The organism is Pseudomonas sp. SDI (assembly GCF_003105155.1).
Taxonomy (GTDB): domain Bacteria; phylum Pseudomonadota; class Gammaproteobacteria; order Pseudomonadales; family Pseudomonadaceae; genus Aquipseudomonas.
The window spans coordinates 15,422-29,828 of the sequence record NZ_QETK01000032.1; the positions used below are offsets into that span (position 1 = coordinate 15,422).

The window sequence follows — 14,407 nt, forward strand, 5'->3', positions numbered from 1 at the left end:
GTTCAGCGTGGCTCGATGTGCGCAATCATCAACTGCACGCTTTCCTGACCACGGAACTCGTTGACGTCGAGCTTGTAGGCCAGTTCCACCCAGCGCACCGTGGGGTTCGGCCACACGTCGCGGTCCACGCCAAAGGCGATGCCGTCGAGTTTCACCGAACCGCATTCACTCTTGAGCACCACCTTCAGGTGCCGCTCGCCCACCACCCGCTGCTCGACCAGCTGGAACACCCCATGGAACAGCGGCTCGGGGAAATGCTGGCCCCACGGCCCGGCATGACGCAGTGCCCGCGCCAGCTCCAGGTGAAACTCCTCGACGGCCAGGGTGCCATCGGACAGCAGCCGCCCGGTCAGGTCCTCTTCGCGCAACTGCCGACGCACTTCTTCGTCGAAGGCGTCGGCAAAGGCCTGGAAGTTCTGCGCCGGCAACGACAGGCCGGCAGCCATGGCATGGCCGCCGAACTTGCTGATCAACTGCGGATGGCGCGCAGCCACCGCATCCAGCGCATCGCGGATATGGAAGCCCGGCACCGAACGCGCCGAGCCCTTGAGCATACCCTCGCCGGCATCGGCAAACGCGATGGTCGGGCGGTGGTAACGCTCCTTGAGCCGCGAGGCGAGAATACCGATCACGCCCTGGTGCCAGTCGGCCTCGAACAGGCACAGGCCAAACGGCATCGACTCCAGCGGCAGGTCCTTGAGCTGGGCCAGCGCTTCACGCTGCATGCCCTGCTCGATGGACTTGCGGTCCTGGTTCAGTTCGTCCAGCTGCACGGCCATTTCGCGGGCCAGGTTCGGCTCTTCGCAGAGCAGGCACTCGATGCCCAGGCTCATGTCGTCCAGGCGTCCGGCGGCGTTCAACCGTGGGCCGAGGATGAAGCCAAGGTCGGTGGAGGTGATGCGCCCGTGTTCGCGGCGCGCCACTTCGAGGATGGCCTTGAGCCCCGGTCGTGCGCGCCCGGCACGAATCCGCTCAAGCCCCTGGTGCACCAGGATGCGGTTGTTGGCGTCCAGCGGCACCACGTCGGCGACGCTGCCGAGGGCGACCAGGTCGAGCAACTCGCCGATGTTCGGTTGCGCCCGGTTTTCATAGTGGCCCAGGCTGCGCAGGCGGGCGCGCAGGGCCATCAGCACGTAGAAAATCACCCCGACACCGGCCAGGGCCTTGCTCGGGAAGCTGCAGCCGGGCTGGTTCGGGTTGACGATGGCATCGGCGGCCGGCAGTTCGTGGCCCGGCAGGTGGTGGTCGGTGACCAGCACCTTGAGCCCGGCCGCCTTGGCCGCCGCCACGCCGTCGACGCTGGAGATGCCGTTGTCCACGGTAATCAGCAGTTGCGGGCGGCGTTGCAAGGCCACCGCAACGATTTCCGGGGTCAGGCCGTAGCCGTATTCGAAGCGATTCGGCACCAGGTAGTCGACATGCGCGGCACCGAGCAAACGCAGGCCAAGCACGCCGACGGTGCTGGCGGTGGCGCCGTCGGCATCGAAGTCGCCGACGATCAGGATGCGCTGGCGCTGCTCCAGCGCCTCGACCAGCAGGTCGACCGCCGCATCGATGCCCTTGAGCTGCTGATAAGGCAGCAGGCGCGCCAGGCTTTTGTCCAGTTCATCGGCACGTTGCACGCCGCGGGCGGCGTACAGGCGCGTCAGCAGGGGCGGCAGGTCGCCGAGAAAGGGCAAGGTGGCTGGCAGGGGACGCGGTTCGATTCGCATGGGGCGGTTGGGGCTTCTCAGTTATTCGGTGGACTTTGGGTCTAGGGCTGCCTTGCAGCCCATCGCGGGACGAGCCCGCGCCCACAGGGCTCTGCGGGCTGTTGGATTAGCCGCGCTCGCCGAGCAGCCACTCAAGCTGGACTTCATGCTGACCGCGGTCGTCGGTGACGAACACCGTGCCTTCGCTGATCATTACGTCCCACTTGATCGACCGCGGCATATCCTGGGCCAGGGTTTCCAGCACGTCCTGTGGCACTGCCGCGATGTGCAGGTTCTTCAGGCCTTTCACCGCATCCACCACCTTGGTCTGCCACACCCGCAGGCTGCCGTAGGCCAGCAGGCTGGTGCGCTCGGTACGGCGCGAGCACCAGGTCAGGCGATCGGCATCCGGCTGGCCGACTTCGATCCAGTGCAGCACGCGGTCGTCCAGGCTCTTTTCCCACAATGCCGGCTCGTCGACATCCGACAGACCTCGACCGAACGCCAACTGCTCGTTGTAGAACAGGGCATAGGCCAGCAACCGCACCGCCATGCGCTCTTCGGTCTCCGACGGGTGACGGGCGATGGTCTGCTTGACGCTCTGGTACACATTGCGATCAAGGTCGGTAAGGTTCAGTTCGAATTTGTAGGTGGTGGACGGCTGGGCCATGGACGGGCTTCTGCTAACGGAAAATGTCGCCCAGTCTAACCGATGCCGCCGCGATCAACGAAGCGTCGCGGCCAATTCCCTGCGCTACAGCAGTATCTGTGGCAATCGGCCTGTGATAAAACCTAGCGCACTGTCCCGCCGTAACGGATGCCTTATGCCTTTGCCCAGCAAACCCCTCGACGGTCTGAAAGTCATCGAACTCGGCACCCTGATCGCCGGCCCGTTCGCCTCGCGAATCTGTGCCGAATTCGGTGCGCAAGTGGTCAAGATCGAGTCCCCCGACGGCGGCGACCCGCTGCGCAAATGGCGCAAACTGTACGAAGGCACCTCGCTGTGGTGGTTCGTCCAGGCCCGCAACAAGCAGTCGCTGACACTCAACCTCAAGCACCCGGATGGCGTCGAGATTCTCAAGAAGCTGCTCGCCGAGGCCGACATTCTCATCGAAAACTTCCGCCCCGGCGTGCTGGAAAAGCTCGGCCTGGGCTGGGACGTGCTGCACGCACTCAACCCGAAACTGGTCATGGTCCGCCTGTCCGGCTTCGGCCAGACCGGGCCGATGAAAGATCAGCCGGGCTTCGGCGCAGTCGGCGAGTCGATGGGGGGGTTGCGCTACATCACCGGTTTCGAAGACCGCCCACCGGTACGCACCGGGATTTCCATCGGCGACTCGATTGCCGCGCTGTGGGGCGTGATCGGCGCACTAATGGCGCTACGCCACCGCGAAGTCAACGGTGGCCAGGGCCAGGTGGTCGACGTGGCGCTGTACGAGGCCATCTTTGCCATGATGGAAAGCATGGTCCCGGAGTTCGACGTCTTCGGTTTCATCCGCGAGCGCACCGGCAACATCATGCCGGGCATCACCCCCTCCTCGATTCACACCAGCGCCGACGGCAAGCACGTGCAGATCGGCGCCAATGGCGATGCGATCTTCAAGCGCTTCATGCAGGCCATCGGCCGTCAGGACCTGGCAGACGACCCGAGCCTGGCCAGCAACGACGGCCGCGACCTGCGCCGCGACGAGCTGTACGGGGTGATCGACCGCTGGGCCGGCAGCGTGCCACTCGCGCAACTGATGCAGCAACTCAACGACGCCGGTGTGCCGGCCAGCCGCATCTACTCGGCCGAAGACATGTTCAGCGACCCGCAATTCCTGGCCCGGGAGATGTTCCTCCAGGCCAAGCTGCCGGACGGCAAAGCCTTCAAGATGCCGGGGATCGTGCCCAAGCTGTCGGAGACGCCGGGCTCCAGCGAATGGGTCGGCCCGGAACTGGGCGAGCACACCGAGCAGTTGCTCGGCGAACTGGGTTACGACGCGCCCGGCATCGCCCACCTGCGCGCCCAGGGCGCCATCTGAACCGCTCTCTGCACCGGGCGTTGCTCGGTCCGTCGCTCGGCCTGCTGCTGAGCCTGCTCCCAGCGGCGGCCTGGGCCAAGGAAACGCTTACCTGGCTGCTGCGCGACCTGCCACCGCTGACCATCTTCGAGGGGCCGGAACGCGGCCAGGGCGCCGTCGACCAGATGCTCGCGGTGCTGATCAAGAACATGCCCGAGTACGAGCACAGCATTACCCGGGTCAACCGCGCGCGGGCCTTGCAGGTGTTGCAGGGCAACAGCTTCGCCTGCGACCCGACCCTGCTCTGGACCCCGGAGCGCGCCCGCTACATCGTCTTTTCCATGCCGAGCATGGGCACCCTGAGCAATGGCTTGATCCTCGGCAGTGCCCAGCGGGGGCTGCTGGAGCCGTTCATGAAGGACGGCGAGGCCGACCTGAAGGCCCTGCTCGACAGCCGCACGATCAAGCTCGGGCTGGTTGCCGAGCGCAGCTACAGCACGCCAATCGACGACATCGTCAAGCAGGCGCCGGCCGAATCGCTGAGCCGGCATTACGGCGACAATGCGGTAGCCAGCCTATTGCAGATGCAGCAACTGGGGCGCTTGCAGATGGTGCTGGGCTACTGGCCGGAGATCCGCTACCTCGGCGCGCAACAAGGCCTCGCCGCGCAGACACTGAGCTATGTGCCGATCCGGGGAGTGGCGCGTTATCAGTTCGTGCACGTCGGCTGTTCCGACACCGAGCTGGGGCGCGAAGCGGTCAGGCACGTCAACCAGTTGTTGCAGGAGCTGCGTAAGGAAACGCTGCCACCGATGTATGCGCGCTGGCTGGATGCAGCATCGAAGGACGAGTACCTGCGTGACAGCCATGGGTTCTTTGTCGGGCATGAACGGCAGTAAAAAAGCATCGCGGGACGAGCCCTGAAACAGAAAAAAGAAACCCCGGAACGGTGGGGAGTCCGTCCGGGGTTAAACAAAGGCCTGTTCACCACGGCCTCAGACGACAGCGTCACGGCATCGGAGCTGTATGCCGATCGGCTGTGCTTAGGGAGTCTGATTGCCATCGAAGGCGAAGGTTCCATTAAAATCGTAGCGCCACTACGCTACCCTTTTGTGAACCTGACACACTGACTCCCTTTCAACGGATTGTGCGGAGCACCCGTGACCCCAGGCGTTGCCCCCAAACTGCGCGTCGTGCTCGCCGACGATCACCCGATCTTCCGCATCGGCCTGCGCGCCGTGCTCGAACGGATCGCCGGGTTGACCGTGCTCGCCGAAGCGGGCAGCCCGCTGGAACTGCTCAGCACCCTGCAAGCACACCCCTGCGATCTGCTGGTCACCGATTTCATGATGCCGGTGGACGAACAGAGCGACGGTCTGCAATTGCTCGAACAACTGCGCCGACATCACCCACAGTTGCCGATTCTGGTCGTGACCATGCTCAACAATGCCGGCCTGTTCCGCGCCATGCTCGGCCTGGGCGTCAGCGGTCTGCTGAGCAAAGGCAGCCTGGCCGACGAGTTGCCACTGGCCATTGCCCGCCTGCGCCAGGGCAAAACCTTCCTCGCCGACTCGGTACAGCAATTGCTGCTGCAGGACGGCGAAGTGCGCGCCGATCGCGCGCAACTCCAGGGCAGCCTGTCGCCGCGCGAACTGGAGGTGGTGCGCCTGCTGGCACGCGGGCAAACCGTCAGCGAGATTGCCGCGCAACTCAACCGCAGCACCAAGACCGTCAGCACGCAAAAGGTCAATGCCATGCGCAAACTGGGCGTGAGTAACGATGCGGCGCTGTTCCTTTACTTGCAGGAGCTTGGCCTGAGCTGAACTCAGGCCGCACCCAGCTGTTCGAAGCCACCCTGCTCGCGGGCAACGATCCAGCGGCGTAACTCGCTCTCCGGCATCGGCCGGGCAATGTAATAGCCCTGCATCACCGGCCGGCCAAGGTCACCCAGGGCCAGCAGGTCGTCGCGGGTTTCCACGCCCTCCACCACCACCCGCAGGTCGAGGCGCCGCGCCGTCATCATCGCCCCGGCCACGACTGCCGCCTTGCGCCCGTCCTGGCCCATGCCGCGGACGAACTCGCTGGGCAGCTTCAGCTCGCTGAACGGCAGGTCGAGCAGGCGTTGCAGGTTCGAGCCCCCGGTGCCGAAGTCGTCGATCGACAACTGGCAGCCGAGGATCCGCAAATGCAGCAAGGCTTCGAGCTGACGGTCGTCGAGCTGGCAGTCCTGGGTCTCGATGATTTCCAGGGTCAGCACCGTGGCCGGGACGCCATGCTTTTCCAGGGCCTGGATCACCCGCGGAGCGAAATCCTCCTGCAACAGCAAGTGCGGGGGAATGTTCACCGCCACCGGCAACGCCTGGCCGCTGGCCAGGCGCACGCTGGCGCTCAGCCCCAGGGCCTGGTCGAGCACATGCCAGCTGAGGCTGCCAAGCAGGCCGGCGCGCTCGATCAGCGGGAAAAACTGCGCCGGCGAGAGCAGGCCCATCGACGGGTGATACCAGCGCACCAGCGCCTCGACCCCACGGATGCGCCCGTCGAAACATACCTTGGGCTGGTAATGCGCGACCCACTGCGACTTGCACAAGGCCAGGCTGGAGGCCGACAAGGTCAGCAGCTCGGTCATATCGACGCTCGGCGGCGGTATGACGACCTGACTGCCCGGCTCCTTGTACAGCGTCAGCAGTCTGTGCAGCGCGGCACTGGAGGCCGGCTTCTGCACACAGCCGAGCAAACGCAGGCCGAGCTGCCGGGCCAGGGCGCCGACGCTGTCGATCACTGCACGTTCGGCGCTGCTGAGGATGATCAGCGACGAGGCCAGCCCGGACTCGGCCAGGTAACGGATCAACTCCAGGCCATCGCAGCCGTCCAGGTGCAAGTCGCAGATGGCGATATCCACCCGACCACGGCGCGCCAGCGATTGCCGCGCGACGTCCACCGACTCGGCGGTGAGCACGTCGAACACGCCGTTGGCGTTGAGCATCTGGTGCAACGCCATCAACTGGAATGAATGGTCTTCGAGGATCAGGACCTTGAGTTCGTGCATGGGTTCTCCGCCGGGTGGCCTGCGCTGGATCACGCGGTCGCCACTTTAGGAAAAAATCCGCACTCGCCCTATAGGATAAATCCTAAAGTCAGTCTTCCAGTTTCCTCACCTCGTGTTCAATCTGGCCATGTAGGACGGCCATGGTTGCCTGCAACCTCGCCCAAGCGCGGTCCAGGGCCTGCTCGGCGCTGTCGCGGCTGGCCTGTTCCAGGGCGACGCTGGCGCGCGCCAGCGGCTCGGCGTCGATCAGGCAGGCCACCCCCTTGAGCCGGTGCAACGAGGCGCCCAGAGCCTTGAGGTCCGGGCCGGCGACGGCGGCATCGAGCAGCGAACGCTCCTCATCGAGGTTCTTGCACAGCTCCAGCAGCATGCGCAGCAGGATCGCATCGTTGGCCTGGGTCATCTGCCGCAGGGTCTGCATCTTGAAGCTAGGCAATGGCGTCAGTTGCTCGATCAGCGCCGCCAGGTGCTCCAGCGACAGCGGTTTGATCAAGCACTCGTCCATGCCCGCGTCCAGACAACGACCGCGCTCCTCTTTCATGGCATTGGCGCTGCAACCGACAATTGGCGTGGCCGCCCGCCCTTCGTCGCGCTCGATGCGGCGGATGCTCCGGGCCAGGGCGTAGCCGCTGACCTGGGGCATATTGCAGTCGGTCAGCAGCAGGTCGAACGGCTCGGCCTGCCAGGCTTGCAACGCAGCCTGGCCGCCGTCGACGGCGACCACTTCATGGCCGAGGAAGGCCACCTGCTGGCTGAGTACCAGGCGGCTGGCCGACAGGTCGTCGACCACCAGCACCCGCCGCGGCTGCATCGGCGTCGGCCGCCAGGCCGGCTGGACCGGCGCCGTGCTCTCGTCAGCAAGCCGGCGCAGTGTCAGTGCTACCGACACGTCGGTGCCCTGCCCCGGCACGCTGTGCAGGGCAATGCTGCCGCCCATCAGCTCGACCAACTGCCGGCAGATGCTCAGGCCCAGGCCCGACCCGCCGTATTCCGCCGCCGAGCGCGCCGAAGCCTGAGCGAATGGCTGGAACAACTCGGTCTGTTGCTGAGCAGAAATGCCGATGCCGGTATCGCGCACGCTCAACTGCAGGCCGACCCTGTCTGCCGTTGTCTCGCGCAGCTCGACGCGCACCGTAACACCACCAGTGTGGGTGAACTTCATCGCATTGCCGAGCAGGTTCAGCAGAATCTGCCGCACGCGCAGCGGGTCGAACCAGTACACGCCCTGTGCCGCTGCGGCGATCTCCAGTTCCAGGGTCAGGCCCTTGGCCTGCGCCTGGGTGCGGAACTGCTCGACGAGGGCGCCGAGAAACGGCTTGAGCGCCCGTGCTTCCGGCGCCAGCTCCAGGCTGCCGGCTTCGATACGGGCCAGGTCGAGGCTGTCGCCGATCAGCTCGATCAGCTCGCGCGCCGACTGGTGCGCAGTTTCCAGTGCCGGAGCCGGTGTTTCGCCACGGGCCCGCGCGGTTTCCCGCTCAAGCTCCAGCAGGCCGATGATCACCGCAATCGGGGTACGGATCTCATGGCTCATGGTCGCCAAAAAGGCACTTTTCGCCTGGTTGGCCTGCTCGGCCTGCTGCCGCGCCTCAACCAACTCGCGCTCCAGGCGCTTGCGCTCGGTGATGTCGATCCAGCCACCGAGCAGGCCCTGCAACTGACCGTCGGCACGGTAGAACGGCACGGTCCACTGATAGGCGTCGATGCGCTGCCCCTCGAAGTTGATCTGCCGGTCGACGAACACCGGCTGCGGATCGTTGAGCAGGCGCAGGTAATCGTTGTGCATCGGCTCGGCGATCTCGGCGGGAATCACCTGGATATCGGTCAGTTTGAGCCCTTTGACCTCGGCAAAGCGGATCGAGAAGGCCTCCTCGTAGCTCTTGTTGCAGGAAATCAGCCGGCCCTCAAGGTCGCGCACGTAGATCGGATTGGGGATACCGTCGAGCAAGGCGCGCTTGAACGCCAACTGGTCGTTGAGCGCCTCCTCGGCTTTCTCGCGCTGGCGGATCTGCACCCGCAGGCGGTTGCTCCAGAGCATCGACAGCAGGCCGAACAGCACCGCCACCGCCACCGCCCAGTACACCCAGGGGGCGATCCGCCATTGCGGTGGCGGGGGGGCCACCGACCCCAGCCATTTCATGCGAACGGCGCGCATTTCCGCTACCGGGAAGGCTTCCAGCGCCTTGTTGAGGATCTGCACCAGCTCCGGCGCGCCTTGGCGCACGGCAAAACGGTCCGGGGCCCAGCGGCCGTCGACACTGCGCCCGACCTTCAGCAGCGGGTCATTGAGCACCCCACGGTAGGCCCCGACTTCGCTGTCGATGGTGGCGTCGGCGGCGCCGCTGCGAACCTTGTCGCGGGCCTCCTCCAGCGACGCGGTGCGCAGCAGACGAATCTGCGGGTAGTCCTGGCGGATGCTGCTTTCCAGCACATGCTCGGCCGGCAGTGCCAGGGTGCGTTCGTCCAGTTCGTCCAGCGAGTCGAGGGTGAGATCCTCGGGGCGCACGATGAACACCCAGCTCTGGCCGCCAAGCGGGTGGGTGAAATCGAGAAAGTCGCGGCGCTCCTGCGACTCACTGAGGGTGGTACTCATGTCGGCCTCGCCGCTCGCCAGCAGCGACAGGCTCCGACTGATCGAGTCGGACGGCCGGTAGACGAAGTTCAGCCCGGTCATCTGCGCGATGATCGCCAGCACATCGTTGTTCAGCCCTGCCCAGATCTGCTGCTCGTTGCGAAACAGGTACGGCGCGTACTGGCTACCGACCACCGTGACCTGCGGATGGCGGCGGATCCACGCTTGCTCCTGCGGGGTGAGTTCGACGCGCTGGTGGGCGACGTCGGAGCCCAGGCCGGAGGTCCAGCGACCGAGTATTTCACGTTGCAGCGGCTCGTCGATGCTGGCCAGCGCGCGGTCGAGCATGGCCCCCAACAGCGGTTCGCTGGCGCGGCTGGCAAAAGCGAAGCCGATCGGCGGCAGGTCACTGGGGCAGACGATCTTCAGGCCAAGGTACGGCCGCAGGGCCATGTACGAGCGGACGATCACGTCGTTGCCGATGAACGCATCGACCTCGCCCTGGCTCAGCGCTTCGAGGCCGCTGTAGAGGTTGGGCGCAATGATCACCTTGCTCTGCGGGTAGGCGCGATTCACTTCGCGGGTATCGGCGTAGCCATCGAGCAGGACGACGGACTTGCCGCTCAGGCTCGGGTCGATGGCCGCCGCTTCGCCGCGCATCACCACCACCGAGGTGTCGGGGATGTAGTCGCGGGAGAACGCCAGGCCAGGGACGCCGCGCTCGTAACCGTTAGCGCTGGTGAGGATGTCGATAGTGCCATTGCGCAGGGCGTCGATAGCCTCCTGGCGCTTGGTGAAGGCCAGCACCTTGGTGCCGACGCCAAGGCGCCGGGCGACCAGGCTCAGGTAGTCGGAGCTGATGCCCTGGTAGCGGTTGCGGTCGATGGTGATGTCGACCGGCTCGTAGTCGGCGATGGAAATCCCCACGCGCAGGGTGCGGGCCTTACCGAGCCATTTGGTTTCGTCGGCGCTAAGGCTCAGCGGGTCGAGGTCGGCGAACGGCGGGGCCAGGGTAAATGGCAGGCTTTGCGCAGCGTCGGCTTGGGGAAGGCAGAATAGCAGGCAGCACAGGGCGATGAGCCACGTGGTTGACCGCTTAAACACTGCCCCCTTCTCTCTCTGCATTTTGTGCACATCCATACCTTGCCCCCTTTGTAGGCGCTGGCTTGCCTGCGATCGAGCCGGGCCGCGTTCGGACGAAGCGGTCGTAAAACCTGCAAGCACGTTGTCCCTGACCCACCGCGTTTAGCTGATTTGCTGCCGCTTCACGGCAGATCGCAGGCAAGCCAGCGCCTACAGGGTTAGCGTCCAACCTATAGGACAGTAGAAATGAAAAAGCCCGTCAAGGACGGGCTTTTTCGGCGGCCGGCTACTCGCTCAGAGCGGCTTGCCGCGGTTGCCGTGCTGGCTGACAAACGCCTGAACCGCTTTCAGGTCGTTGGCCAAGACCGTGCACTTCTCTTCCCGCGAGAACAGGTCGGCCAGGTGCGCCGGCAACTCCAGTGCCTTGCCCACCCCGGCCTTCTCTACCGCTTCCGGGAATTTCACCGGGTGCGCAGTGCCCAGCACCACCATCGGCGTGTCCAGGCTGCGGCGGCACTCACGCGCGGCTTTCACGCCGATCGCGGTGTGCGGGTCGAGCACTTCGCCGGTCTGGGCGAACACCTCGGCAATCGTCTCGCAGGTTTGCGCGTCGTCGACCGCCAGCGAATCGAACAACTTGCGCGCTTCGGTCCAGCGGTCCTGTTCGACACTGAAACCGCCACCCTGCTTGAAGGTGGCCATCAGCTCGGCAATCGCCGCACCGTTGCGCCCGTGCAGATCGAACAGCAGGCGTTCGAAGTTCGACGAGACCATGATGTCCATCGATGGCGACAGGGTCGCGTGCAGGGTTTCCTTGACGTACTGGTTGCCGCTCATGAAGCGGTGCAGGATGTCGTTCTGGTTGGTCGCAACGATCAACTGGCTGATCGGCAGGCCCATGTTGCGCGCCAGGTAACCGGCGAAGATGTCGCCGAAGTTGCCGGTCGGTACCGAGAACGCCACCGAGCGCGCCGGCCCCCCCAGTTGCAGGGCCGCGTGGAAGTAGTAGACGATCTGGGCCATGATCCGCGCCCAGTTGATCGAGTTCACCGCCACCAGGCGGGTGCCCTTGAGGAAGCCCTGGTCGGCGAAGCTGGCCTTGACCATCTCCTGGCAGTCGTCGAAGTTGCCTTCGATGGCAATGTTATGGATGTTCTCGCCGAACAGGGTGGTCATCTGCCGACGCTGAACTTCCGACACGCGCTGGTGCGGATGGAGGATGAAGATGTCGACGTTGTCGCACCGACGGCAGCCTTCGATGGCCGCCGAGCCGGTGTCACCACTGGTCGCGCCGATGATCACCACGCGCTCGCCACGCTTGGCCAGCACATGGTCGAGCAGACGGCCGAGCAGTTGCAGGGCGAAGTCCTTGAACGCCAGGGTCGGGCCGTGGAACAGCTCCAGCACCCATTCGTTGCTGTTCAGCTGACGCAGCGGCGCGACTGCCGCATGGGCGAAGCCACCGTAGGTTTCTTCGAGGATCTTCTTGAAGTCGGCATCGGCAATGCTGCCGGTGACGAACGGGCGCATCACCCGGAAGGCCAACTCGTGGTACGGCAGGCCGGCCCAGGAAGCGATCTCTTCCTGGGTGAAACGCGGCAGGTTTTCCGGCACGTACAGGCCGCCGTCGCTGGCGAGGCCCGCCAGCAGGACGTCTTCGAAATTCAGGGCCGGTGCCTGGCCGCGGGTACTGATGTAACGCATATGGGCAAACCTTTGGTTTGAGCTTCAAGCTGCAAGCTGCAAGCTGCAAGTTAAAGCCGGAATGGGCTTAGCTTGCAGCTTGTGGCTTGTAACCTACAGCTGTTGTCAATTCAGTTGTTCGACGCGGATACGCACTACGCTGCCAACCACGTCCTGCAGGGCTTCCAGGGCGGTGATAGCGTCGTTCATGCGTTGTTCGAGCACCCGGTGGGTGAGCAGGATCATCGGCACCAGGCCGTCCTGTTCCTCGACTTCCTTCTGCATGATCGATTCGATGTTGATGCCGCGCTCGGAGAGGATGCTCGCCACCTGGGCCAGCACGCCAGGGTGATCCTTGGCCTGGATGCGCAGGTAGTAAGCACTTTCGCAGGCTTCGATCGGCAGGATCGGGTGTGCCGACAGCGAATCCGGCTGGAACGCCAGGTGCGGTACGCGATTTTCCGGATCGGCCGTCATGACCCGCACCACATCGACCAGGTCGGCCACCACCGACGAGGCGGTCGGCTCCATGCCGGCGCCAGCACCGTAGAACAGGGTCGAACCGGCAGCGTCGCCGTTGACCATGACCGCGTTCATCACGCCGTTGACGTTGGCCAGCAGGCGGTCGGCCGGGATCAACGTCGGGTGCACCCGCAGCTCGATGCCGGCAGCGGTGCTGCGGGCCACGCCGAGGTGCTTGATGCGATAACCCAGCGCTTCGGCATAGTTGACGTCGGCGGTGGTCAGCCGGGTGATGCCTTCGGTGTAGGCCTTGTCGAACTGCAACGGGATGCCAAAGGCGATGGACGCCAGGATGGTCAGCTTGTGCGCGGCATCGATGCCTTCGACATCGAAGGTCGGATCGGCTTCGGCATAACCCAGCGCCTGGGCTTCGGCCAGCACGTCGGGGAAGGCTCGGCCTTTTTCGCGCATTTCGGTAAGGATGAAGTTGCCGGTGCCGTTGATGATTCCGGCCACCCAGTTGATGCGGTTGGCCGAGAGGCCTTCGCGGATCGCCTTGATCACCGGAATGCCGCCGGCCACGGCGGCTTCGAAGGCGACGATAACGCCCTTCTCGCGCGCCTTGGCAAAGATCTCGTTGCCGTGCACGGCGATCAGCGCCTTGTTCGCGGTGACCACGTGCTTGCCGTTGTCGATGGCCTTGAGCACCAGCTCGCGGGCCACGGTGTAGCCACCGATCAGTTCGATGACAATGTCGATTTCCGGGTTGCTCGCAACGTCGAATACATCAGCGGTAATGGGGGTACCGGTAATCTGGCAATTCGGGTTTGGCGAACGCATGGCAATCTGGGCCACTTCGATTCCACGCCCGGCGCGGCGGGCAATCTCCTCGGCGTTTCGCTGAAGTACATTGAAGGTACCGCCACCGACGGTCCCCAACCCACAGATGCCTACTTTGACCGGTTTCACTGTGAACTCCCCATTGAACGACCGGCCTGATACCGGTCGTGAAATCGGTCGCCGCCCCGTGGTGACGACCGCTGTGTTGAATTACTTGCTGCCGGCGAGTGCCAGCTTGGCCACTTGCGCGGCCGGTTGATAACCCGGAATCACCTGACCGTCTTCCAGCACGATGGCCGGGGTGCCATTAACCCCGATCGACTGACCGATCTGGAATTGCTGGCTGACCGGGTTGGCGCACTTGGCGGCCTTGATTTCCTTGCCATCGATCATCTTGTCCAGCGCGCCTTTACGGTCGCTGGAGCACCACACCGCCTGCAACTGCTCGTCACCCGGCGAGCCGAGACCCTGGCGCGGGAAGGCCAGGTAGCGCACTTCGATACCGCGCTTGTTCAGCTCGGCCACTTCGGCGTGCAACTTGTGGCAGTACGGGCACGTGGTGTCGGTGAACACGGTGATGTGCGACTTGGTTTCACCCTTGGCAGGATAAACCACCATCTCGGCGGCAGGAATGCCGTTGATGGTCTTGGCGATGGCGACCCGCTCGGCTTTTTCGGTCAGGTTGATCGGCTTGCCGTCCTGTACCTGAAACAGGTAGCCCTGCACCAGGAACTGGCCGTCGGCACTGGCGTAGAGCACGCGGCCGCCCTTGAGCTTGACTTCGTACAGGCCGTTCAACGGGCTGGCGGCGATGCTTTCGACCGGCACCTGCGACTCCAGCGATTGCAGGGTCTTGCGAATAGCCTGCTCGGCCGGATCGGCCGCAGCGGCGACAAAGGTGCTAACCAACGCCAGAGCGGCGGCGGCGAAAATCTGGGTCACGCGCATGAGAACTCCTGGGGGCAGACAGTGGGCCGGAAACCTGCACGCCCGCGCTGAAAACGGGGTAACTCGACGGCCCAAGGTGCAA

Annotated in this window: 10 protein-coding genes; 3 read left to right on the forward strand and 7 right to left on the reverse strand. The window is 64.7% G+C overall.

All coding sequences use genetic code 11. The features are described from left to right. Positions 1 to 2 precede the first annotated feature (2 nt). Both recJ and DCO48_RS18995 read right to left on the reverse strand, forming a co-directional pair. Entirely contained in the window at positions 3 to 1,712 is a 1,710-nt protein-coding gene (gene recJ, locus DCO48_RS18990; RefSeq protein WP_116552146.1) for a single-stranded-DNA-specific exonuclease RecJ, read from the reverse strand. 106 nt (positions 1,713 to 1,818) lie between these two features. Then, positions 1,819 to 2,361 carry a YaeQ family protein gene (locus tag DCO48_RS18995; protein ID WP_116552147.1) on the reverse strand — a complete coding sequence of 181 codons (543 nt, stop codon included), beginning with the start codon at positions 2,359 to 2,361 and terminating at the stop codon, positions 1,819 to 1,821. A 154-nt stretch (positions 2,362 to 2,515) separates the two neighbouring features. Between DCO48_RS18995 and DCO48_RS19000 the strand changes: the two genes are divergently transcribed. The 3 genes from DCO48_RS19000 to DCO48_RS19010 all read left to right on the forward strand — a co-directional run bounded on the left by DCO48_RS19000 (position 2,516) and on the right by DCO48_RS19010 (position 5,517). Next, complete coding sequence (locus DCO48_RS19000; protein ID WP_116552148.1) at positions 2,516 to 3,715, forward strand: CaiB/BaiF CoA-transferase family protein; 1,200 nt, start codon at positions 2,516 to 2,518, stop codon at positions 3,713 to 3,715. A 20-nt stretch (positions 3,716 to 3,735) separates the two neighbouring features. Further along, positions 3,736 to 4,593 carry a TIGR02285 family protein gene (locus DCO48_RS19005; RefSeq protein WP_256584101.1) on the forward strand — a complete coding sequence of 286 codons (858 nt, stop codon included), beginning with the start codon at positions 3,736 to 3,738 and terminating at the stop codon, positions 4,591 to 4,593. 261 nt (positions 4,594 to 4,854) lie between these two features. After that, positions 4,855 to 5,517, forward strand: a complete 663-nt coding sequence (locus tag DCO48_RS19010; RefSeq protein ID WP_256584102.1) for a response regulator transcription factor — start codon at positions 4,855 to 4,857, stop codon at positions 5,515 to 5,517. Between the two features lie 2 nt (positions 5,518 to 5,519). On the opposite strand, the gene DCO48_RS19015 is transcribed toward DCO48_RS19010, so the two are convergent. From DCO48_RS19015 to dsbC, 5 genes are all read right to left on the reverse strand, one after another. After that, on the reverse strand, positions 5,520 to 6,740 hold the full coding sequence (locus tag DCO48_RS19015; RefSeq protein WP_116552150.1) for an EAL domain-containing protein: 1,221 nt from the start codon (positions 6,738 to 6,740) through the stop codon (positions 5,520 to 5,522). A gap of 88 nt (positions 6,741 to 6,828) precedes the next feature. Further along, positions 6,829 to 10,434: an ATP-binding protein gene (locus DCO48_RS19020; RefSeq protein ID WP_371919527.1), complete on the reverse strand. Its 3,606-nt coding sequence runs from the start codon at positions 10,432 to 10,434 to the stop codon at positions 6,829 to 6,831. A gap of 252 nt (positions 10,435 to 10,686) precedes the next feature. Continuing rightward, a complete protein-coding gene (thrC, locus tag DCO48_RS19025; protein WP_116552151.1) occupies positions 10,687 to 12,096 on the reverse strand; it encodes a threonine synthase in 1,410 nt (469 codons plus the stop codon). A 105-nt stretch (positions 12,097 to 12,201) separates the two neighbouring features. Further along, a complete protein-coding gene (locus DCO48_RS19030) occupies positions 12,202 to 13,506 on the reverse strand; it encodes a homoserine dehydrogenase (protein ID WP_116552152.1) in 1,305 nt (434 codons plus the stop codon). Positions 13,507 to 13,587: 81 nt separating this feature from the next. After that, positions 13,588 to 14,325, reverse strand: a complete 738-nt coding sequence (dsbC, locus tag DCO48_RS19035; protein ID WP_116552153.1) for a bifunctional protein-disulfide isomerase/oxidoreductase DsbC — start codon at positions 14,323 to 14,325, stop codon at positions 13,588 to 13,590. Positions 14,326 to 14,407: the final 82 nt, after the last annotated feature.

Coding starts and splice junctions, on each gene's coding strand:
- recJ (WP_116552146.1), bottom strand. CDS start 1,712: ATGCGAATCGAACCGCGTCCCCTGCCAGCCACCTTGCCCTTTCTCGGC.
- DCO48_RS18995 (WP_116552147.1), bottom strand. CDS start 2,361: ATGGCCCAGCCGTCCACCACCTACAAATTCGAACTGAACCTTACCGAC.
- DCO48_RS19000 (WP_116552148.1), top strand. CDS start 2,516: ATGCCTTTGCCCAGCAAACCCCTCGACGGTCTGAAAGTCATCGAACTC.
- DCO48_RS19015 (WP_116552150.1), bottom strand. CDS start 6,740: ATGCACGAACTCAAGGTCCTGATCCTCGAAGACCATTCATTCCAGTTG.
- DCO48_RS19020 (WP_371919527.1), bottom strand. CDS start 10,434: ATGCAGAGAGAGAAGGGGGCAGTGTTTAAGCGGTCAACCACGTGGCTC.
- thrC (WP_116552151.1), bottom strand. CDS start 12,096: ATGCGTTACATCAGTACCCGCGGCCAGGCACCGGCCCTGAATTTCGAA.
- dsbC (WP_116552153.1), bottom strand. CDS start 14,325: ATGCGCGTGACCCAGATTTTCGCCGCCGCCGCTCTGGCGTTGGTTAGC.